This is a genomic window from Streptomyces sp. NPDC005266 (assembly GCF_040607655.1).
Taxonomy (GTDB): domain Bacteria; phylum Actinomycetota; class Actinomycetes; order Streptomycetales; family Streptomycetaceae; genus Streptomyces.
The window spans coordinates 447,654-466,969 of the sequence record NZ_JBEXHC010000004.1 but is presented as its reverse complement, the minus strand read 5'-3'; the positions used below and the strand labels follow the sequence as shown (position 1 = coordinate 466,969).

At 72.7% G+C, this 19,316-nt stretch carries 16 protein-coding genes and 4 pseudogenes; 12 read left to right on the top strand and 8 right to left on the bottom strand.

The annotated features are described in order from the left end of the window. The first annotated feature begins 51 nt into the window (after positions 1-51). Positions 52-1,335 (top strand): ROK family transcriptional regulator, encoded by a 1,284-nt coding sequence (locus ABZU99_RS10980; protein WP_356049295.1) that lies wholly within the window; start codon positions 52-54, stop codon positions 1,333-1,335. Here ABZU99_RS10980 and ABZU99_RS10975 read toward each other — a convergent pair. Together ABZU99_RS10975 and ABZU99_RS10970 are read right to left on the bottom strand one after the other, a co-directional pair. Beyond that, on the bottom strand, positions 1,316-1,804 hold the full coding sequence (locus ABZU99_RS10975) for a GNAT family N-acetyltransferase (RefSeq protein ID WP_356049261.1): 489 nt from the start codon (positions 1,802-1,804) through the stop codon (positions 1,316-1,318). The genes ABZU99_RS10980 and ABZU99_RS10975 overlap by 20 nt on opposite strands. A 142-nt stretch (positions 1,805-1,946) precedes the next feature. Next, the gene (locus ABZU99_RS10970; RefSeq protein ID WP_356049263.1) at positions 1,947-2,810 is read right to left on the bottom strand and encodes a phosphatidylinositol-specific phospholipase C/glycerophosphodiester phosphodiesterase family protein; all 864 of its coding nucleotides are present in this window, start codon (positions 2,808-2,810) and stop codon (positions 1,947-1,949) included. 343 nt (positions 2,811-3,153) lie between these two features. Here ABZU99_RS10970 and ABZU99_RS10965 point away from each other — a divergent pair. From ABZU99_RS10965 to ABZU99_RS10955, 3 genes and pseudogenes are all read left to right on the top strand, one after another. Then, positions 3,154-3,356: pseudogene (locus ABZU99_RS10965) on the top strand (phosphodiester glycosidase family protein); the annotation flags it as partial. 127 nt (positions 3,357-3,483) lie between these two features. After that, positions 3,484-4,896: a family 2B encapsulin nanocompartment shell protein gene (locus ABZU99_RS10960; RefSeq protein WP_356049265.1), complete on the top strand. Its 1,413-nt coding sequence runs from the start codon at positions 3,484-3,486 to the stop codon at positions 4,894-4,896. Positions 4,897-4,977: 81 nt separating this feature from the next. Continuing rightward, positions 4,978-6,366, top strand: a complete 1,389-nt coding sequence (locus tag ABZU99_RS10955) for a family 2B encapsulin nanocompartment shell protein (protein WP_356049267.1) — start codon at positions 4,978-4,980, stop codon at positions 6,364-6,366. Between the two features lie 24 nt (positions 6,367-6,390). Here the strand turns inward: ABZU99_RS10955 and ABZU99_RS10950 are convergent, their stop codons facing one another. From ABZU99_RS10950 to ABZU99_RS10935, 4 genes are all read right to left on the bottom strand, one after another. Further along, the gene (locus tag ABZU99_RS10950) at positions 6,391-6,585 is read right to left on the bottom strand and encodes a hypothetical protein (RefSeq protein ID WP_069860708.1); all 195 of its coding nucleotides are present in this window, start codon (positions 6,583-6,585) and stop codon (positions 6,391-6,393) included. 233 nt (positions 6,586-6,818) lie between these two features. Then, positions 6,819-7,955 (bottom strand): acyl-CoA dehydrogenase family protein, encoded by a 1,137-nt coding sequence (locus ABZU99_RS10945; protein WP_356049269.1) that lies wholly within the window; start codon positions 7,953-7,955, stop codon positions 6,819-6,821. Next, positions 7,952-9,157 carry an acyl-CoA dehydrogenase family protein gene (locus tag ABZU99_RS10940; protein ID WP_356049271.1) on the bottom strand — a complete coding sequence of 402 codons (1,206 nt, stop codon included), beginning with the start codon at positions 9,155-9,157 and terminating at the stop codon, positions 7,952-7,954. The genes ABZU99_RS10945 and ABZU99_RS10940 overlap by 4 nt, the downstream gene beginning before the upstream one ends. After that, positions 9,154-10,158 (bottom strand): NADPH:quinone oxidoreductase family protein, encoded by a 1,005-nt coding sequence (locus tag ABZU99_RS10935; RefSeq protein WP_356049273.1) that lies wholly within the window; start codon positions 10,156-10,158, stop codon positions 9,154-9,156. The genes ABZU99_RS10940 and ABZU99_RS10935 overlap by 4 nt, the downstream gene beginning before the upstream one ends. A 259-nt stretch (positions 10,159-10,417) precedes the next feature. Here ABZU99_RS10935 and egtA point away from each other — a divergent pair, with 259 nt between their 5' ends. The 7 genes and pseudogenes from egtA (at position 10,418) to ABZU99_RS10900 (ending at position 16,626) form a co-directional block, all read left to right on the top strand. Continuing rightward, positions 10,418-11,674: an ergothioneine biosynthesis glutamate--cysteine ligase EgtA gene (gene egtA, locus ABZU99_RS10930; RefSeq protein WP_355948334.1), complete on the top strand. Its 1,257-nt coding sequence runs from the start codon at positions 10,418-10,420 to the stop codon at positions 11,672-11,674. Further along, positions 11,671-13,011 (top strand): ergothioneine biosynthesis protein EgtB, encoded by a 1,341-nt coding sequence (gene egtB / locus ABZU99_RS10925; RefSeq protein ID WP_356049275.1) that lies wholly within the window; start codon positions 11,671-11,673, stop codon positions 13,009-13,011. The genes egtA and egtB overlap by 4 nt, the downstream gene beginning before the upstream one ends. A 31-nt stretch (positions 13,012-13,042) precedes the next feature. Further along, on the top strand, positions 13,043-13,798 hold the full coding sequence (gene egtC / locus ABZU99_RS10920) for an ergothioneine biosynthesis protein EgtC (protein WP_356049277.1): 756 nt from the start codon (positions 13,043-13,045) through the stop codon (positions 13,796-13,798). Then, positions 13,795-14,760 (top strand): L-histidine N(alpha)-methyltransferase, encoded by a 966-nt coding sequence (gene egtD / locus ABZU99_RS10915; RefSeq protein ID WP_355948325.1) that lies wholly within the window; start codon positions 13,795-13,797, stop codon positions 14,758-14,760. Before egtC ends, egtD begins: the two co-directional genes overlap by 4 nt. A gap of 162 nt (positions 14,761-14,922) precedes the next feature. Then, positions 14,923-16,194 (top strand): transglycosylase family protein, encoded by a 1,272-nt coding sequence (locus ABZU99_RS10910; RefSeq protein WP_356049279.1) that lies wholly within the window; start codon positions 14,923-14,925, stop codon positions 16,192-16,194. Beyond that, positions 16,139-16,393 (top strand): annotated as a pseudogene (locus tag ABZU99_RS10905) (hypothetical protein); the annotation flags it as partial. The gene ABZU99_RS10910 and the pseudogene ABZU99_RS10905, both read left to right, overlap by 56 nt. Further along, positions 16,345-16,626, top strand: a complete 282-nt coding sequence (locus ABZU99_RS10900; RefSeq protein ID WP_356049297.1) for a hypothetical protein — start codon at positions 16,345-16,347, stop codon at positions 16,624-16,626. The pseudogene ABZU99_RS10905 and the gene ABZU99_RS10900, both read left to right, overlap by 49 nt. 35 nt (positions 16,627-16,661) lie before the next feature. Here the strand turns inward: ABZU99_RS10900 and ABZU99_RS10895 are convergent. Further along, positions 16,662-17,005: pseudogene (locus ABZU99_RS10895) on the bottom strand (short-chain dehydrogenase); the annotation flags it as partial. Between the two features lie 30 nt (positions 17,006-17,035). Beyond that, positions 17,036-17,466, bottom strand: a pseudogene (locus ABZU99_RS10890) (SDR family NAD(P)-dependent oxidoreductase); the annotation flags it as partial. A gap of 323 nt (positions 17,467-17,789) precedes the next feature. On the opposite strand from ABZU99_RS10890, the gene ABZU99_RS10885 reads away from it, so the two are divergent. Further along, positions 17,790-19,292, top strand: coding sequence for a glutamate synthase subunit beta (locus ABZU99_RS10885; RefSeq protein WP_356049281.1), 1,503 nt, complete (start codon positions 17,790-17,792; stop codon positions 19,290-19,292). The last annotated feature ends 24 nt before the right edge of the window (positions 19,293-19,316 follow it).

Sequence of the window (19,316 nt, the reverse complement as noted above, 5' to 3'; positions counted from 1 at the left end):
CGAGAGGAGACGGATCAGGTGGCAGCGCCACTGCCCAACACCCAGCAGGCGATGCGCCGGCGCAATCTGTCCCTCGTGCTGCACGCCGTGGCCGCCCACGGCCCGCTGTCCCGCGCGGCCGTCGCGACCCGGGTCGGGCTCACCCGGGCCGCCGTCTCGACACTCGTCGACGAGCTGACCCAGGACGGGCTGCTGGTCGAACTGGGCCCCTCGCGACCCGGCACGGTCGGCCGCCCCGGAACCGCGCTGCAGCTCAACGAGCGGGGTCCGGCCGGTCTGGGCGCGGAGATCGGCGTGGATCACCTCGCGGTGTGCGCGGTGGACCTCGGCGGGCGGGTACGGGCCCGCACCGAGGTCGCCTCGCCCAACCGGGACCGCGGCCCGGCCCCGGTCATCGACCAACTCGCCGCCCTGGTACGGCAGGTGGCGGCGGAGGCGGAGCTCGAGGGGGTGCGGCCGGTCGGGGTCGCGGTGGCCGTGCCCGGGCTGATCGCGCGTGAGTCCTCGCTGGTCGTCCGCGCCCCGAACCTCGGCTGGGAGGGCGTGGACATCGGCCCCGGGCTGCGCGCCGCGCTCCCCGGCCGGCCACTCACCGTGGACAACGAGGCCAACCTCGGCGCGCTCGCCGAGTTGTGGCGGGGCGGCCACGACCCGGCGCCGCGCGACTTCATCCATGTCTCGGCCGAGATCGGCATCGGCGCGGCGGTCGTCCTTGACGGGCGGCTGCTGCGCGGCACCCACGGTTTCGCGGGCGAGCTGGGCCATGTGCCGGTACACCCCGAGGGGCCCGCCTGCCCGTGCGGCGGGCGCGGCTGTCTGGAGCAGTACGCGGGCGAGGAGGCGGTGCTGCGGGCCAGCGGCCTGTCCCCCGGTCAGGCCGCGGCCCACCCGGGCCCCGGCGGCCGGATCGCCCTGCTGGCCGTACGAGCGGCGAGCGGCGACCGGCAGGCGCGGAGCGCACTGCGCAGCGCGGGGGCCGCACTCGGTATCGCCCTCGCTGGCGCGGTGAACCTCCTGGATCCGGAGAAGGTGGTGCTCGGCGGGGCGCTGACGCCGCTGGCGCCCTGGCTGCTGCCCTCACTGGAGCGGGAGTTGGCCCGCCGGGTCGCGGATTCGGCCCGCACCGGGCAGGGGGCGGTGGTCATCTCCCTGCTCGGTCCGGACGGCCCACTGCTGGGCGCGGCCCACTCCGTTGTGCAGGCGGTCCTCGACGACCCGGCGGGCCTGAGGGACCCCGCCGGGGCCGACGAGGACGCCGGGCTCGACGAGGACGCCGGGGCCGAGGAGGACGCCGGGCTCGACGAGGAGGCCGGGCTCAGAGAAGGCGATGCATGATGTGCAGCCCGACACAGCCCTTCGTCGGATGCTCGAATGCCTCCGGGACGGTGCCCACCACCTCGAAGCCGAGGGAGCGCCACAGCGCGACCGCCCGGGTGTTGCTCTCCACCACGGCGTTGAACTGCATCGCCCGGTAGCCCTCGGCGCGCGCCCACTCCAGCACGTGCTCGCCCAGGGCCCGTCCCACGCCGCGCCCGGCGTGCTCGGGCGCCACCATGAAACTGGCGCTCGCGATATGAGAGGCGGGCCCCATGTGGTTCTGGTTCATCTTGGCCGAGCCGAGCACGGTGTCGTCCGCGTCCGTGGCGACCACGGTACGGCTCGGGGGCTCGAGCATCCAGATGTCATGGGCCCGGTCCTCGTCCAGGTCCCGCGGATAGGTGTAGGTCTCGCCCGCGGCGACGATCCGGTGCAGGAAGGGCCAGATGGCGGGCCAGTCCTCGGAGGTGGCGGTTCTGACGAGCATGGGCGCCAGTATGATGCCGGGAACGGCGGCCCGCGAAGGGTTTTCACGGCCGCCGCCACGCGCCCGGGCTCGCGCGCCTCCCGGGGCAGTCCGCCCCGTGATCGTATGATCTGCCGGTGACTGCCGAGCGCCCCGCGGCCCGTCAGTGAGCGCCGCGCAGGAAGTCCTCAAGACCCGCCAGGTCATCGGTGTTGAGGTAATCGACATCGGCGGCCAAAAGCTCGCGCCACAGGGCCAGACGTTCCGGCCCGGCCACATCGGGAGTGGCCCAGAAGCGCACCTTCTGGCGGTCGGCGTGCGCGGAGCCGACGATGCGGCGCAGCTTCTCCCGCTCCGCCCGCGGCATCGGGCCCGCGCCCAGCCAGCTGAAGGTCTTGGTCCAATCGGCGCTGATGAGCGGCGTGAAGGAGGCGGGCACACCGCTGCCGAGGTCCTCCAGCCGCCCGTCGTAGAACGCGTGGCGCACCGTCTCGGCCTCCATGGGGGTCCGCGCGCCACGGTCGCCGGAGACGACCGCGGTCACCGGGCCGCGCCGCACCCGGCCGCCGACCCCGCCGTAGGCGGCGCTGAACATGGGTCCGTAGGCCCGCAGCCGCTTGGCCAGTTCGAGGTAGGTGGGCTCGCCCGGGGTCTTGATGTCGATCAGCAGTTGGAGCGACAGGTCGTAGCCGCGGAAGACCCGGCCGCTGTTCGCCTTGACGCGCCGGGCCAGCGGATCGAGGTAGAGCGACTCGAGAGTGCGGGTGGGGTCGAGCTCGGTGGCGTCGTGGGCGACCAGCAACTGGCCGCCGACCAGCCAGATGTCGGCCTCGACGCTGCCGAAGCCGTGGGAGAGCGCGTCGGTGAGCGGGTGCGGGTGCTCGTAGTCGTTGTGCGCATGGGCTCTGGCCAGCGGCGGCCTGTCCTTCCCGGTGGCCGGCGACCCGGCGAACGCGGGTGCGGCCGCGCCGCCCGCCAGAGCGGCTCCGAGGGTGACGACAAAGGCGCGGCGTGTACGGCGGACCATGGGGCCTCCCGGCTCTCGTCCCGGCGCGGTGCCGGATGTGCACGACGGACGCCAGTGAGTATCGGGGGGCCGTGGGCCCCGTGGGCAGGGGCGCGCGAAGAGTTCCACGGGTGGTCCCCGGTCATTTCCTCGCCGTTCCCACGGCGCCGGCGGTACCGGTCGAAGTACGGGACGGAGCCGCTCGGTTGGCGGCCGGCACCGGGAGGCGGGGCGTGCTGACACGGCGTGGCCACAGACTCCGTACGCGCGCGACGGCGGTGGTTCTCGCCTGGACCGCGCTGGTCGGTACGGGCGTCGCCGGGGCGGGCCCGGCGCACGGGGCGGCCCGGACGGGGGTACGGGCCACCGCTCCGGGCTGACGGTCGGCGAACTGGCCGACGTCATGCGGGCGCTCGGCGCCGAGGACGCGGTCAATCTGACGGCGGCGGCTCCTCCACGCTCACCGCGCGGGAGGCGGGCGAGAGCTTGGCAGCGGTGCGCAACCACCCGTCGGGCGGCGCCGAGCGTCCGGTGCCCAACGGGATCGGAGTATTTACCCGCCCATAGCCGTCGCCATAGCACTGCACACAGGACTCTTTTGAGTGAATGCACCACCCCAAAGTGCGCTGCTAGCTTGGGCGTTGCTTCGGCTGAATTCCTCTTCAGAACCGTACAAGGGATGGGTGCATTCACGATGACGACGTCCGTTGAGCCGGGTTCCGGTACCGATGACGCGCAGCCGCTGTCGAGTCTGGGCACGGCCGCCGCGCGGAATCTGGCGACAACGACCAAATCCGTCCCGCAGATGCAGGGCATTACCTCGCGATGGCTGCTGCGTATGCTGCCGTGGGTCCAGGTGCCGGGCGGTTCCTACCGGGTGAACCGGCGGGCCTCGCATACGCTCGGCGATGGCCGGGTGGAATTCACCACCACCGGGTCCGCGGTGCGGGTCATCCCGGTCGAGCTGCGCGAGCTGCCACTGCTGCGCGGCTTCGAGGACACCGCGGTGCTCGAGGCGCTGGCGGACCGGTTCACCCAGCGCGAGTTCGCCCCCGGCGAGGTGCTTGTGCAGGCCGGGCGCCCGGCCGATGAGCTCCTTCTCATCGCGCACGGCAAGGTCGACAAGCTGACCGAGGGTGCGTTCGACGAGCCCGCGGTGGTCGGCTCGGCGGCCGGCGGTGACCATGTCGGCGAGCGGGAGCTCGCCGCGGCCGAGGCCGGCACGTGGGGCGTCACCGTGAAGGCGGCGACCTCCTGCACGGTGCTGGTCCTGTCCCGGCAGGAGTTCGAGGAGCAGCTGGACCGGTCGCGGGAGCTGCGGGCCCATGTGGAGGCGGTGCGCTCGGCGCCCGTAGCCGAGCAGAACGAGCACGGTGAGGCGTCCATCGCGCTGGCCTCGGGGCATTCGGGCGAGCCCGCCCTGCCGGGGACGTTCGCGGAGTACGAGCTGAGCCCGCGCGAGTACGAACTGAGCGTGGCCCAGACCGTCCTGCGGGTCCACACCCGCGTCGCCGACCTCTACAACGACCCGATGAACCAGGTCGAACAGCAGCTCCGCCTCACCATCGAAGCCCTGCGCGAGCGCCAGGAACACGAGCTCATCAACAACCCCGAGATCGGCCTCCTGCACAACGCCGACCTCTCCCAGCGCATCCACACCCGCAGCGGCCCGCCCACCCCCGACGACCTCGACGCACTGCTGGCCACCGTCTGGAAGGACCCGGGGCTGATCCTGGCGCATCCGCGCGCCATCGCGGCCATCGGCCGTGAGCTCAACAGCCGTGGAATCTCCCCGCAGAGCGCCGAGGTGAACGGGCATGCGGTGCCCGCCTGGCGCGGTGTGCCCATCTTCCCGTGCAACAAGATTCCGGTGACCCGCAGCGGGGTGAGCTCCCTTCTCGTGCTGCGCACCGGGGAGGAAAACCAAGGAGTCATCGGGCTGCATCGGACCGGCATTCCCGATGAATACCAGCCGAGTCTCTCCGTGCGGTTCATGGGGATCAGCGAGCAGGCCATCATTTCGTATCTCGTCAGTGCCTACTATTCCGCGGCCGTCCTGGTCCCCGACGCGCTGGGAATTCTGGAGAACGTGGAAATCGGACTCTGACCGCCTTTCCCGTGACTCGCCATGAGGTTGCGGGCTTCGCATACGTTGCCGTACCCCTAATGAAATGAGTGACGAGCACATATGACCACTTCCGTGGAGTCCGGTGAGCAGCCGCTGAGTCTGGGCACGGCCGCCGCGCGGAATCTGGCGACCACCACCAAGTCCGTTCCGCAGATGCAGGCCATCTCGTCCCGGTGGCTGCTGCGCATCCTGCCCTGGGTGCAGGTGTCGGCCGGTACGTACCGGGTCAACCGCCGGCTGAGCTACACGGTCGGGGACGGGCGGGTGGAGTTCATCACCACCGGATCGCAGGTGCGGGTCATCCCTCCGGAGCTGGGCGAGCTGCCGCCGCTGCGCGGCTTCGCGGACACCGCCGTGCTGGAGTCGCTGGCCGATGGCTGTGTCCAGCGTGAGTACGCGCCCGGGGATGTGCTGGTGGAGGCGGGCCGCCCGGCCGATCAGGTGTATCTGATCGCCCATGGCAAGGTGCGGCAGATCGCCCCGGGCGCGTATGACGAGGGCGCGGCGCTGGCGGTGCTGGCCGACGGGGAGTACTTCGGCGACGCGGTGCTGACGGGTCCGGAGCGCACGTGGGAGTTCACCGTCCGGGCGGTCACCCGTACGACGGTGCTCACCCTCCCCCGCCGCGTCGTCCAGGAAGCCGCCGACCGGTCCGAGGCGCTGCGCGGCCATCTCCAGGAGCTCTCCGACCGGCCCGTGCCCGCACAGAACCGGCGTGGCGAGGCCGATATCGCGATCGCGTCCGGCCACTCGGGCGAGCCGGTGCTGCCAGGGACGTTCGCGGAGTACGAGCTGAGCCCGCGCGAGTACGAACTGAGCGTGGCCCAGACCGTCCTGCGGGTCCACACCCGCGTCGCCGACCTCTACAACGACCCGATGAACCAGGTCGAACAGCAGCTCCGCCTCACCATCGAAGCCCTGCGCGAGCGCCAGGAACACGAGCTCATCAACAACCCCGAGATCGGCCTCCTGCACAACGCCGACCTCACCCAGCGCATCCACACCCGCAGCGGCCCGCCCACCCCCGACGACCTCGACGAGCTGCTCTCACGGCGCCGCAAGACCCAGTATCTGCTGGCCCATCCGCGCACCATCGCCGCCTTCGGCCGGGAGTGCAGCAGCCGGGGGCTGTATCCGCAGGGCGCCGAGGTCGCCGGGGTGGCGGTGCGGGCCTGGCGCGGGGTGCCCCTGCTGCCCTGCAACAAGATCCCGATCAGCGAGTCCGGCACCAGCTCCATCCTGGCGATGCGCACCGGAGAGGAGAGCCAGGGGGTGATCGGCCTCCATCAGACCGGTCTTCCGGATGAGTACGAGCCGAGTCTCAACGTCCGGTTCATGGGCATCAGCGAGCAGGCCGTTACGTCGTATCTTGTCAGCGCCTACTACTCGGCGGCCGTTCTGGTGCCGGACGCGCTCGGTGTGCTGGAGGACGTCGAGATCGGCCGCTGAGCGGTGCCGCCACCGCGGGCGTGGTCAGGGCCGGACGCTGCTGACCACGTCCGCGGTGGCGGCGAGTCCCTCGGAGATGGTCGGGGCCACGCTGCTGCTCGCCAGATAGAAGCCGAGCGTGACACAGACCAGCGCATGCGAGATGCGGAGTCCGCCGCTGCGCAGAAAGACCACCGCCAGGATCAGGAGCAGTAGGACCACGGAGATGGAAATGGCCATGGGAGACCTCCTCGGCCACTACGGAGGATCGGGATCCGGCCGTCAGTGTGGCCCAGAATCGCCCATGAACCGCCGCGCCGTCGTGCTCCAAACGGGTGCCGATCTGCTGTTCGGAAAGACTCCTCGATGGCGTACGACGGGCCGGCGGACATCCCCGCCGGTCAGCCGGCGGACATCCCGGCCGGTCAGCCGGCGGACATCCCGGCCGGTCAGCCGGCGGACATCCCGGCCGGTCAGCCGGCGGGCGCCGCCAGGTCCATCAGACCGGCGAGCGCCTGGCGGTGACGGCCCGGGGTGCCCAGCGCGATCTCAGCGGTCTTCGCCCGCTTGAGATAGAGATGGGCCGGATGCTCCCAGGTCATGCCGATGCCACCGTGCAACTGGACGCATTCCTCCGCGGCGTGGACGGCCACCTGGGCGCAGTGGGCCTGGGCGACGGCGACCGCGACCGGTGTGTCGGGGCTGTCGGTGGCCAGCGCGTCGGCGGCGTGCCGGGCGGCGGCACGGGCCGAGACCAACTCCAGCCACAGTCCGGCCATCCGGTGTTTGAGTGCCTGGAACGAACCGATGGGGCGGCCGAACTGATGGCGATCCTTGGTGTGACGCACGGCCTCGGTCAGACACCATTCGGCCACGCCCAGCTGCTCGGAGGCGAGCAGCCCGGCGCCGATCAGCAGCGCCCGTTCGACGGCGGCGCCGGCCCGGTCGGGCCCGGCCAGCCGGCGCGCCGGAGCACCGACGAGGGTCACGGTGGCCACCGGGCGGGTGAGGTCCAGCGAGGTGAGGGGTTCGACGGTGACCCCGGGCTCCGCGGTGTTCACGGCGTACAGCCCGTATCCGTCCGGCCCTTCGGCGGGAACGAGCAGCACCTCGGCGCCCGCCGCGCCCCCGACACCCGTCATGCTGCCGTCGAGCGACCCGTCGTCGCCGGCCCGAACGGTGGCCGCCGGGGCAGCGCCGTGCGGTGCGGTGGACAGGGGCACCGCCAGCGCGCCGACCGAGCGGCCCTCGGCGAGCTCGCCGAGCAGCCGTCCCACGGCCTGATCGTCGGTGTCGCAGCCGAGCAGGGCGGTGACGGCGAGGACGGCGCTGGTGAGGTAGGGCACGGGGGCGACGGCGCGGCCGAGTTCCTCCATCACGACCGCCGCCTCGCGCGCCGTGGCACCCTGTCCGCCGAGCTTGTCGGGCACCAGCAGCCCGGCCGTTCCCATCTCGGCGCCCAGCGCCCGCCACAGCGTGGGGTCGTGGGCCCGGTCGCTCTCCGCCTGGGCGAGCACGGCGGAGGGCTGGCAGCGGTCGGTCAGCAGCGACCGCACGGCCGCGCGCAGATCGTCCTCGGCCTCGGAGTAGAGCAGGTCCGGGGTGCTCATCGGGGCAGGTCCTTCCACGCGACGTCCTTGTCGGTCCGCGGCTCGGGCGGCAGGCCCAGCACACGTTCGGCGATGATGTTGAGCAGCACTTCGGAGGTGCCGCCCTCGATGGAGTTGCCCTTGGAACGCAGATAGCGGTACGCGGCATCGCGCCCGATGAAGTCGACCAGTTCGGGGCGGCGCAGCGTCCAGTCGTCGTAGAGCAGGCCCTCGTCTCCCAGCAGTTCCACCTCCAGGGCGCTGAGCTGCTGGTTGAGGCGGGCGAAGGCGAGCTTCATGGCCGAGCCCTCGGGCCCCGGCTGGCCGAGCGCGAGCTGCTGGCGCAGCCGTTCGCCCGCCAGCCGGGCGGTCTCGGCGTCCACCCACAGCCGCAGCAGCCGCTGATGGAGATCGTGGGTGCGCAGCTCGGGCCGCTCCCGCCAGGTCCCGGCGACGACGCCGATCATGCCGCCCTCGCGGGGGATGCGCCCGCCGCCGATGGCGACGCGCTCGTTCATCAGGGTGGTCTGGGCGACGCGCCAGCCCTCGCCGATCTCACCGAGCCGCCGGCTGTCGGGGATCCGCACTCCGGTCAGGAAGACCTCGTTGAACTCGGCCTCGCCCGTGATCTGGCGCAGCGGCCGGACCTCGACGCCGGGGTCGGTCATGTCGCAGATGAAGTAGGTGATGCCGCGGTGCTTGGGCAGGTCGGGGTCGGTGCGGGCGATGAGGATGGCCCAGCGGGCGATATGGGCGCTGGATGTCCAGACCTTCTGTCCGTCGACCACCCAGTCGTCACCGTCGCGCACCGCCCGGGTGGCCAGGGCCGCGAGGTCGGATCCGGCCCCGGGCTCGCTGAACAGCTGGCACCAGACCTCCTCGCCGGTCCACAGCGGGCGCAGCAGCCGCTGCCGCTGCTCGTCGGTGCCGAAGCCGAGGATGGTGGGCGCGGCCATGCCGAGGCCGATGCCGATCCGGCGGGGGTCGTTGTCGGGCGCTCCGGCCGCTCCCAGTTCGGCGTCGACGACGGCCTGCAGTGAGCGGGGGGCGTCCAGGCCGCCGAGTCCGACCGGGTAGTGCACCCAGGCGAGTCCGGCGTCGAAGCGGGCGCGCAGGAAGTCCAGGCGGTCGGTGGTGGCGGGCGGATGGGCGTCGAGCAGCTCGCGGACGCGGCGGCGCAGCGTGTCGGCGTCCACGGCGGGCTGGTGCTTGGCGGTGCTCATCGGGCTCCTCCCGCCACCGGCTCCGGCACGACCACGACGCGGCCGGTGGTGATGCCGTCGGCCACGCGCTGGACGGCCCCGGCCGCGCCCTGGAGCGGCACGCGCTCGCTGACCAGGGGCTTGACCGTGCCCTGCGCGGCGAGCTTGGTCAGCTCGTCGTGGCAGGCGCGGATCGCGGCCGGGTCGTGAGTGTTGTAGAGGCCCCAGTGGAGGCCGAGGATGGCGTAGTTCTTGACCAGGGCGTGGTTGAGGGCGGCCTGGGGGACGACCCCGCTGGCGAAGCCGACGACCACGATGCGGCCCTCGAAGGCGACGCATTTGACGGACTTGGCGAAGGCGTCGCCGCCGACCGGGTCGTAGATGACGTCCGCGCCCCGGCCGCCGGTGGCCTCCTTCACGGCGGCCACGATGTCGTCGGTGCGCCGGTCGAGGACGAGGTCGCAGCCCAGCTCGCGGGCCACCTGGGCCTTGTCCGCCCCGCCGACGACGCCGATCACCCTCGCCCCGGCCGCCTTGCCGAGCTGGACGGCGGCGCTGCCGACCCCGCCCGCGGCGGCGTGCACGAGCAGCGTTTCGCCGGACTGGAGCCGGGCTCTGCGGTGCAGGCCGAACCAGCCGGTCTGGTAGCCGATGTGCAGCGCCGCGGCCTCGGCGTCGTCCAGCGCGTCGGGGGCGGGGAGCGCGGTCGCCGCGTTCACGGCCACCAGCTCTGCGAAGCCGCCCGAGGGAAGGGTGGGCGTGGCGATGATCCGGGCGCCCACCTCGCCCTCGGCGCCCTCACCGACGGACACGACCTCACCGCACAGCTCGACGCCCGGGGTGAAGGGCAGCGGCGGCCGCACCTGGTACTGGCCGCGGCACAGTAGGGCGTCGGGGAAGTTGACATTGACGGCGCGGACCCGCACCAGCAGCTCGCCCGGTCCCGCCACGGGATCCGGCACCTCGTCGAGCCGCATGACCTCACCCGGCTCGCCATTGTCGTGCACTCGCCATGCCTGCATCCGGTGGCCTCCACAAAGCGTTCGGGTAGGGACGCGGTAACGCGCCGGGGCGCACATACTAACCAGTCGGTACGCCGAGGGGAACCGCTCCTGTCGGGGGCGTCAGCCATCCTGCCTCGCTCGCCCGGCGCCGTGGGAACTCTTGTGCAAACCTGGAGGCACCCTTGAGCCCGGCGCCCCGGCGGTTAAGAGTGGGCGGCGACATATCGGCGCGTATCACAGCGGCCGATGGCCGGAACGGGACGGGAGAGTGACGACTGTGCCCGACAGCAAGGCGATCAGCGAGGCCGAGATGGAGGCGAGACTCCACGGCATCTGTTTCAAAACGGGTCCGCCGCGCCGCATCGGCGTCGAGCTCGAATGGCTCATGTACGACCCGCACGACCCCGCACGACCCGTCGAGGCGGCCCGGCTCGACGCCGCGGCCACCGCGCTGCGCGGACTGCCGCTGCGGTCCGCCCTCACCTTCGAACCCGGCGGCCAGGTGGAGCTCAGCTCCCTTCCGGCCGACTCCCTCACCGCGTGTGTGGAGTCCGCCGCCGCCGATCTGGTTCTCGTACGCTCCCTTCTCGCCGGACTCGGCCTCGGTATCGCCGGGCACGGTCATGACCCCTGGCGCCCGCCTCACCGGTTTCTGTCCACGCCCCGGTACGAGTGCATGGAGACCTACTTCAACCGCCGGGGGCCGGCCGGGCGGTCCATGATGTGCAGCACCGCATCCGTACAGGTGTGTGTGGACGCGGGGCACGAGGAGCCCGGACCGCTCGGTCTCGGCCGGCGCTGGCGGCTGGCCCATCTGCTGGGCGCGGTGCTGAACGCCGCGTTCGCCAACTCGCCCCTGTGCGAGGGCCGCCCGACCGGTTACCGCTCCACCCGGCAGGCCCTGTGGGCGGCGATGGAGCCCGGCCGCACCAGCGCCCCACCCGACGGCAAGGACCCCCGCGCCGCATGGGCCGGCTATGTGCTGGACGCGCCCGTGATGGCCGTACGGGAGGAGACGGCGCCCTGGACCGTGCCGGACGGGCTGACGTTCCGGGAATGGACCCGCACCGGCCTGCCCCGGCCGCCCACCCTCGACGATCTCGACTTCCACATCTCCACGCTCTTCCCGCCCGTCCGCCCGCGCGGCCATCTCGAACTGCGCATGATCGACGCGCAGAGCGGCGATGACGGGTGGATCGTGCCGCTCGCCGTCACGGTGGCGCTCTTCGACGACGCTCAGGCCGCGGAAACGGTGTACCGGGTGGTGAAACCGCTCGCCGAGACCGCCGGATCCCGGCCCGCACCGGGCAATCCGCTCTGGCTGAACGCGAGCCGCGACGGGCTGGCCGACCCCGAGCTGCGCACCGCCGCCGTCGCCTGCTTCACCACGGCGCTGGAGGCGCTGCCCCGGATCGGCGCCTCCCCCGCCGTCATCTCCGCCGTCGCCGACTTCACCGATCGCTACGTCCTGCGCGGCCGATGTCCGGCCGACGATCTGCTCGCCCCCCTGACCGGGAAGGAGGGACGGCCATGACCGCTCCCGAGCCCGATAGCGCCATCGATCCCGAGACGCTGCGCCGCCGCGCCGAGACCGCGCTGCGCACGGCGCGGGACCGCACCCACACCCTCACCACCTGCGTGGACGAGCACGACCTCACCGCCCAGCACTCCCCCCTGATGTCCCCGCTGGTCTGGGATCTCGCGCATATCGGCAATCAGGAGGAGCAGTGGCTGCTGCGCGCCGTCGGCGGACGCGAGGCGCTGCGCCCGGAGATCGACTCGGTCTACGACGCCTTCGAGCATCCCCGCGCGAAACGGCCCTCCCTGCCGCTGCTGGCGCCCGCCGAGGCCCGGGGCTACGTCCAGGAGGTGCGCGGCCGGGTGCTGGACATCCTTGAGCGGATCGAGCTGCGCGGCGCCCCGCTGGTCGACGCGGCCTTCGCCTTCGGCATGATCGCGCAGCATGAGCAGCAGCACGACGAGACGATGCTCATCACCCATCAACTGCGCCGCGGACCCGCCGCGCTCACCGCTCCGGCACCGCCGGACACCGCGGACCGGGCCGCGCTGCCCGACGAGGTGCTCGTTCCGGGCGGCCCGTTCACCATGGGCACCTCCACCGAGCCCTGGGCGCTGGACAACGAGCGCCCCGCCCACCGGCGGCTGGTCCCGCCCTTCCACATCGACACCACCCCCGTGGCCAACGGCGCGTACACGCGGTTCATCGAGGACGGCGGCTACGCGGAGCGGCGCTGGTGGACGCCGGAGGGCTGGGCCCATGTCCAGGAGCACGGGCTCACCGCCCCGCTGTTCTGGCGCCGCGAGGGCGGGCAGTGGCTGCGCCGTCGGTTCGGGGTGACCGAGCCGGTGCCGCCCGAGGAGCCCGTGGTCCATGTGAGCTGGTACGAGGCCGACGCCTACGCCCGCTGGGCCGGGCGGCGGCTGCCCACCGAGGCCGAGTGGGAGAAGGCCGCCCGGAACGATCCGGACAGCGGCCGGTCCCGGCGCTACCCCTGGGGCGATGAGGACCCGACCCCCGACCACGCCAACCTCGGCCAGCGCCATCTGCGGGCCGCGCCGGCCGGCAGCTATCCGCGGGGCGCCTCCGCGCTCGGCGTGCGGCAGCTGATCGGCGACGTATGGGAGTGGACGTCAAGCGACTTCCTGCCCTATCCGGGGTTCCGGGCCTTCCCGTACCCGGAGTACTCGCAGGTCTTCTTCGGGCCGGCGTACAAGGTGCTGCGCGGCGGCTCCTTCGCCGTGGACGCGGTGGTCTGCCGCGGCACGTTCCGTAACTGGGACCTGCCGATCCGCCGCCAGATCTTCTCGGGCTTCCGCACCGCCCGCGACGCGTCCCCGGAGGCCATATGAAGGGCGCGGCCGGCGGCGGGAGGTGGCGCTGATGTGCCGGCATCTGGCGTACCTCGGGCCCGCCGCACCCATCGGCGAGGTCGTCATCGCGCCCCCGAACGGCCTGTTCACCCAGTCCTGGGCGCCGCGGCGGCAGGCGCACGGCACCGTCAACGCCGACGGGTTCGGCGTCGGCTGGTACGCGCCCGGCGACCCGGTGCCCGCGCGCTACCGCCGCGCCGGGCCCATCTGGGGCGATCTGTCGTTCGCGGATCTCGCCCGCGTGGTGCGGACCGGTGCGCTGATGGCCGCCGTACGGGACGCGACCGAGGCGAGCGCCGACGGGGAGGCGGGGGCGTCCCCGTTCGCCTCCGGGGCCTGGCTGTTCAGCCACAACGGGGCGATCCGCGACTGGCCGCACTCGCTCGCGGACGTCGCCGCCTCACTGCCACCCGCCGATCTGCTCGGCCTGGAGGCCCGCTGTGACTCCGCGCTCGTGTGGGCGCTGGTGCTGCACCGGCTGCGGCAGGATCACGAACCGCCCGAGGCGCTGGCCGAGGCGGTCGACACCCTGGGCGCCGCGGCACCCGGCTCGCGGCTCAATCTGCTGCTCATGGACGGGGAGACCATCGCCGCCACCGCCTGGGGCGACACGCTGTGGTATCTGGCCGACCCGGGCCGCTGCGTGGTGGTCGCCTCCGAACCGTACGACGACGATCCGCGCTGGACGGAGGTCCCCGACCACACCCTGCTCACCGCCACCCGCACCGATGTACTCCTCACCGCACTCAAGGAGGCGTCCGCGTGAGCCCCTTCACCGTGACCCGCACCCTGGCCGCCGACACCACCTCGGCCGCCCTGCGCGCCGATGTGGCCGACGGGCTGACCCGCTCCCCCAAGCAGCTGCCGCCGAAGTGGTTCTACGACGCCCGGGGCAGTGAACTCTTCGAAGAGATCACCCGGCTGCCCGAGTACTACCCGACCCGCGCCGAGCGGGAGATCCTCGTCGCGCGCGCGGCGGAGATCGCCGACGCCACCGGGGCCCGCACCCTCGTCGAACTGGGCTCCGGCTCCTCGGAGAAGACCCGCCATCTGATCCGCGCCCTGCCGGCCCTGCACGCCTACGTCCCCGTCGACGTGAGCGAGAGCGCGCTGCAACTCGCCGGGCAGGCCCTGCTCGCCGAACATCCGAAGCTGACGGTGCACGCGCTGGTCGGCGACTTCATGAGCGGGCTCTCGCTGCCCGACGACACACCGGGGCCACGGCTGCTGGCGTTCCTCGGTGGGACGATCGGCAATCTGCTGCCGTCCGAGCGGGCGGACTTCCTGGCGTCGGTCGGCGGGCTGATGGCACCCGGCGACGCGCTGCTGCTCGGCACCGACCTGGTCAAGGACGAGGCCACACTCCTCGCCGCGTACGACGACGCGCAGGGGGTCACCGCGGCGTTCAACAAGAACGTGCTCGCGGTGCTCGACCGGGAGCTGGGCGCCGACTTCGACCCCGAGAACTTCGACCATGTGGCGGTGTGGAACGCCGAGCGGGAGTGGATCGAGATGCGGCTGAGGGCCCGTAAGGACCTCAGCGTGAAGATCCCGGCCATGGATCTGGTGGTCCACTTCACGGCCGGGGAGGAAGTCCGCACCGAGGTGTCCGCGAAGTTCCGGGAGGAGAAGGTGCGGGCCGAACTGGCCGCCGCGGGGCTGGAGTCGCGGCGGTGGTGGACCGACGGCGCGGGCCGCTTCGCGGTCTCGCTGGCGGTACGGACGTAAACAGTGATGTGACGCACATCACAGAGCGAGGGGAGGGCCGCAGCACAGCGCGCTGCGGCCCTCCCCCGCTGTGAACTCCCTCTTGTTCGTGGCGAAATCGGGCCCATATCTTTGGCGCGCCCGGCAGCTCGCCGCATTCGGCAGCAGGAGAAGGAGCCGTCCATGCCCTTACGGGGACGCCACCGCCGTTTCAAGCCCAACCGCATCTCCCGTGCCTCGCTGAGCGTCACGGCCGGCGGCGCGGGAATAGCCCTCCCGCTGGTCGGCGCGGCGGGCGCGAACGCGGCGTCCGGCGAGACCTGGGACAAGGTCGCCCAGTGCGAGTCCACCAACAACTGGGACATCAACACCGGGAACGGCTTCTACGGCGGGCTGCAGTTCACCCAGAGCACCTGGGAGGCATACGGGGGGACCGCCTATGCGCCCCGCGCCGATCTGGCCACCAGGGCCCAGCAGATCGCCATCGCGGAGAAGGTGCTGGCCGCACAGGGGCCCGGCGCGTGGCCGGTCTGTTCGGGCAAGGCCGGTCTGACGCGGGAGGCCGCCGCACCCCAGAGCGCGCCGAAGGCCCTCAAGGCGTCCGCCAAGAAGATCACGCCGGCCAAGGAGGCCAAGCCGGCCAAGCACGCCAAGCCTGCCAAGCAGAGCGAGCCGACGCCCACCCGTCTTCCGGGGCACGTGTCCACGAAATCCGGCCGCTATGTGGTCGTAAGCGGCGACTCGCTGTCCGGGATCGCGGACACCCATGACGTGAACGGCGGCTGGAAAGCGCTCTACGCGGCCAACCGCGCGACCATCGGCGGCGATCCCGATCTGATCCACCCCGGCCAGAAGCTCTCCATGAACGGCGGCAAGGCTGCCGCCAAGACCGCGCCCAAGGCCAAGGCCAAGCCCAAGGCGGAGCCCAAGGCCAAGGCCAAGGCCGAGCCCGAGAAGCACCACAAGGCCAAGGCGGAGCCCAAGCCGCGGCCGACGGCCGAAAAGCCGCACCGGAGCCGGCCCCGGACCGCCAAGTCCGCCGGGACGTCGGGCTTCAGCGCGCCCGTCAGCGGGGTGAGCCCGAGCACGCCCTACCGCGCGGCCGGTTCCAGCTGGTCGAGCGGCTATCACACGGGCGTCGACTTCCCCGTGGGGGTCGGCACCTCGGTCAAGGCCATCGGCGCGGGCCATGTGGTCTCGGCGGGGTGGGCCGACGCCTACGGCTACCAGGTGATCATCCGGCATCCGGACGGCAAGTACAGCCAGTACGCCCATCTCTCGCAGCTGTCCGTGCGTGCGGGGCAGAAGGTCAACGGCGGGCAGCAGATAGGCCGTTCCGGCTCCACCGGCAACGCCACCGGTCCGCATCTCCACTTCGAGATCCGCACGGGCCCCGGGTATGGCTCGGACATCAACCCCCTCGCCTATCTGCGGGCCCACGGCGTCAGCATCTGAGACGCGCGCGCTGTCGAGGCGGGCGTTGTCACAGGGAGGTGCCAGACTCCGCGCCATGCGGGCCCCGACCGCCCACGCCCCGCTCGACATCCGCCACGACGATCCACGGCTGCGCTACCGGGGCTCGGTGTCCCTGGAGCGCGGCCGCGGGTGGACCGCGCCGTGGCGGCTGCCGTACGAGGAGGCCACGCTGTATATCCCCGAGGGCGGGGTCCGCCGGCGCGCATACGGCGCGCCGTCGCGCTGCTGCGCGACCACGGTGACACCCATCTGCACCACATCCATGGCCCGGAGGTGTTCGGGCCCAGCTGTACGCGGCTGCTGCTGGAGCCCGTGGGTCTTGACCGGCTGCATCCTTCGGCGGCCGGCCACCCCGTCTTCGCCTCCCGCTTCCTCGCGGTGCCGCGCCGGGCGGGGATCAACGTGCCGTGAGGTCCCTCGGGCACCCCTGGCGGGCTCACGGGCCGTCAGCAGGCCCCGTACACCGGCTGTGGCCGCTCGGTGGCGGCGAGGAGCTTCGCTGCCGCCTCGCCCGCCTCCTCGGGGCTCCAGCGGGCGCCCTCGCCGGCGGTCGGCCCCGGGCGCCAGCCCTCCATGACCGTGATGCTCCCCGCCTCGGCCTGGAAGACCCGGCCGGTGACCCCGGCCCAGGCGGCGGAGCCGAGCCGGACGACGAGCGGCGACACATTCGCGGGGTCCATCGCGTCGAAGGCGCCGGGCTCGTCGGGCGCGGCCATGGCGGCGGCGAAGGCGGTCTCCGTCATCCGGGTGCGGGCGGCGGGGCGATGGCATTGGCCTGGACGCCGTAGCGGCGCCGTGGGGCCCACGCCGAGGTCGTTGACGACCCGCTGACGCTGCCGGTCATCACGATGGAGCTGCCGGCCTCCTGATGGCGCATCACCTCGTACGCGCCCAGGGCCACGGTCCGGGGCGCGATCAGGTTCAGCTGCACAACACGGGCGGCGCGGCCCGGCCCGGAGTCGGCGAGCAGCCCGTAGGGGCTGTCCGGCGTTGTTGACCAGCAGGTCGAGCCGTCCGTACGACCGGCACAGCCAGGCGAAGAAGCCCCCGGCCGCGTCCGGGTCCCGGACGTCGAGCGACCGGTGCCGGGCCGTGCGCCCGGCGGCTGCCACCGGCCGCTTCGGTTCGCCGCGCGCGGATCACGACCCCGGCCCCGGCGGTGAGCTGGGCCCGTGCAATGCCCGCGCCGACGCCTCGTGTGCCGCCGGTCACCACGGCGAGGCGCCCGGCGAGATCGATGGTGACGGCCACGAGACACCTCCCGCTGCGGGGCGAGCGCCGCTACCTTCACCTAACAAACGTTTGGTGAAGGTAGCGGATGTGCTCATGGGTGTCTCCACCTCCGCGCCCGAAGTGGGCGTCGCCGTCGTCACGAGCGGATCATGACCGAGGCCGACGCGGTCGTCACCCGGCTCCCGGCCCGGTAGCAGCTGCGGAAACGCCTGGTCAGCCCGTGGGTGATCGCCCTGCCCGGTCGTACAGTGGGGTGAAGGCGTGACGTTTCACCGCCACGCGGGAGACCGGCGGACCGGGCTCCCTCCCGCCAGACCATGACACGGGCAAGGGAGGCCGTCATGGCCGACCCGAAGGGCTTTCTCACCACCCCTCGCCGCCTTCCGCCCCGCCGCCCGGTGGACGAGCGGGTGCGGGACTGGAACGAGGTGTACGAACCGGGCGGTCTGCTGCCGATCATCAACGCCCAGGCGGGCCGCTGTATGGACTGCGGCGTCCCGTTCTGCCACGAGGGGTGCCCGCTGGGAAATCTCATCCCCGACTGGAACGACCTCGTCTCGCGCGACGACTGGCTGCGCGCGAGCGAGCGACTGCACGCGACCAACAACTTCCCCGAGTTCACCGGCCGGCTGTGCCCGGCGCCCTGCGAAAGCGCCTGTGTGCTGGCCATCAACCAGCCCGCGGTCACCATCAAGAACGTCGAGGTCGCCATCGCCGACCGGGCGTGGGAGAGCGGATATGTGTCCCCCAAGCCACCGGAGCGGCTGTCCGGCCGGACCGTCGCCGTCATCGGGTCGGGTCCCGCCGGGCTGGCCGCGGCCCAGCAGCTCACCCGCGCGGGACACACGGTGGCGGTGTACGAGCGGGACGACCGGGTGGGCGGGCTGCTGCGCTACGGCATACCCGAGTTCAAGATGGAGAAGCGCCATCTGGACCGGCGACTGCGGCAGATGCGAGCGGAGGGCACCAGGTTCCGCACGGGTGTGGGGGTGGGCACCGATGTGGACGCCGCCGAGCTCAGGGCACGCTACGACGCCGTGGTGATAGCGGTGGGCGCTCGGGCCTGGCGCGAACTGCCGGTGCCCGGCCGGGAGCTGGCCGGAATCCATCAGGCGATGGAGTACCTGCCGCTGGCCAACCGGGTGCAGGAGGGCGACTACGCCCGGCCGCCGATCACTGCCGAGGGCAAGCACGTCGTCATCGTGGGCGGCGGGGACACCGGTGCGGACTGCCTGGGCACCGTACTGCGCCAGGGCGCCGCCTCCGTGACCCAGCTGGACATCCATCCGCGGCCCGGGGACGAACGGTCCGAGGGCGAGCCCTGGCCCACCTACCCCAAGATCTACCAGATGTCCGCCGCCCATGAGGAGGCGCAGGAGCTGGCCACCTCGCCGGGGGCGGATGTGGACGCGCGGGTCTTCTCCGCCACCACCGTCCGCTTCGAGGGCGCAGCGCCGGACGGGGTACGGCCGCACGGCGGCGTACGCGCGCTACGGCTGATCGGGACCGGAGCCGACGGGCAGGCGGAGGCGGGGGGCGAGCGGGTGCTGCCGGCCGATCTGGTCCTGCTCGCCCTCGGCTTCCGTGGTCCGGAGCGGGACAGCGGACTGTTCGAGCAGCTCGGCCTGGAGCTGGACGCGCGCGGCAACATCGCGCGGGACGCCTCCTTCGCCACGGCCGCGGACGGGGTCTTCGTGGCGGGTGACGCGGGCCGCGGACAGTCGCTGATCGTCTGGGCGATCGCCGAGGGCCGCTCCGCCGCGGCGGCCGTCGACCGCTATCTGGCGGGCGCCACCGGGCTGCCGGCCCCGGTCGGACCGGCGGACCGGCCGATGACCGCCTGACCGCCGGGCGGTGTGACGGCCTGC

Coding starts and splice junctions, on each gene's coding strand:
- ABZU99_RS10955 (WP_356049267.1), top strand. CDS start 4,978: ATGACCACTTCCGTGGAGTCCGGTGAGCAGCCGCTGAGTCTGGGCACG.
- ABZU99_RS10945 (WP_356049269.1), bottom strand. CDS start 7,955: ATGAGCACCCCGGACCTGCTCTACTCCGAGGCCGAGGACGATCTGCGC.
- ABZU99_RS10910 (WP_356049279.1), top strand. CDS start 14,923: ATGCCCTTACGGGGACGCCACCGCCGTTTCAAGCCCAACCGCATCTCC.
- ABZU99_RS10885 (WP_356049281.1), top strand. CDS start 17,790: ATGGCCGACCCGAAGGGCTTTCTCACCACCCCTCGCCGCCTTCCGCCC.
- ABZU99_RS10940 (WP_356049271.1), bottom strand. CDS start 9,157: ATGAGCACCGCCAAGCACCAGCCCGCCGTGGACGCCGACACGCTGCGC.
- egtB (WP_356049275.1), top strand. CDS start 11,671: ATGACCGCTCCCGAGCCCGATAGCGCCATCGATCCCGAGACGCTGCGC.
- ABZU99_RS10975 (WP_356049261.1), bottom strand. CDS start 1,804: ATGCTCGTCAGAACCGCCACCTCCGAGGACTGGCCCGCCATCTGGCCC.
- ABZU99_RS10970 (WP_356049263.1), bottom strand. CDS start 2,810: ATGGTCCGCCGTACACGCCGCGCCTTTGTCGTCACCCTCGGAGCCGCT.
- ABZU99_RS10935 (WP_356049273.1), bottom strand. CDS start 10,158: ATGCAGGCATGGCGAGTGCACGACAATGGCGAGCCGGGTGAGGTCATG.
- ABZU99_RS10960 (WP_356049265.1), top strand. CDS start 3,484: ATGACGACGTCCGTTGAGCCGGGTTCCGGTACCGATGACGCGCAGCCG.
- ABZU99_RS10980 (WP_356049295.1), top strand. CDS start 52: ATGCGCCGGCGCAATCTGTCCCTCGTGCTGCACGCCGTGGCCGCCCAC.
- ABZU99_RS10950 (WP_069860708.1), bottom strand. CDS start 6,585: ATGGCCATTTCCATCTCCGTGGTCCTACTGCTCCTGATCCTGGCGGTG.
- egtC (WP_356049277.1), top strand. CDS start 13,043: ATGTGCCGGCATCTGGCGTACCTCGGGCCCGCCGCACCCATCGGCGAG.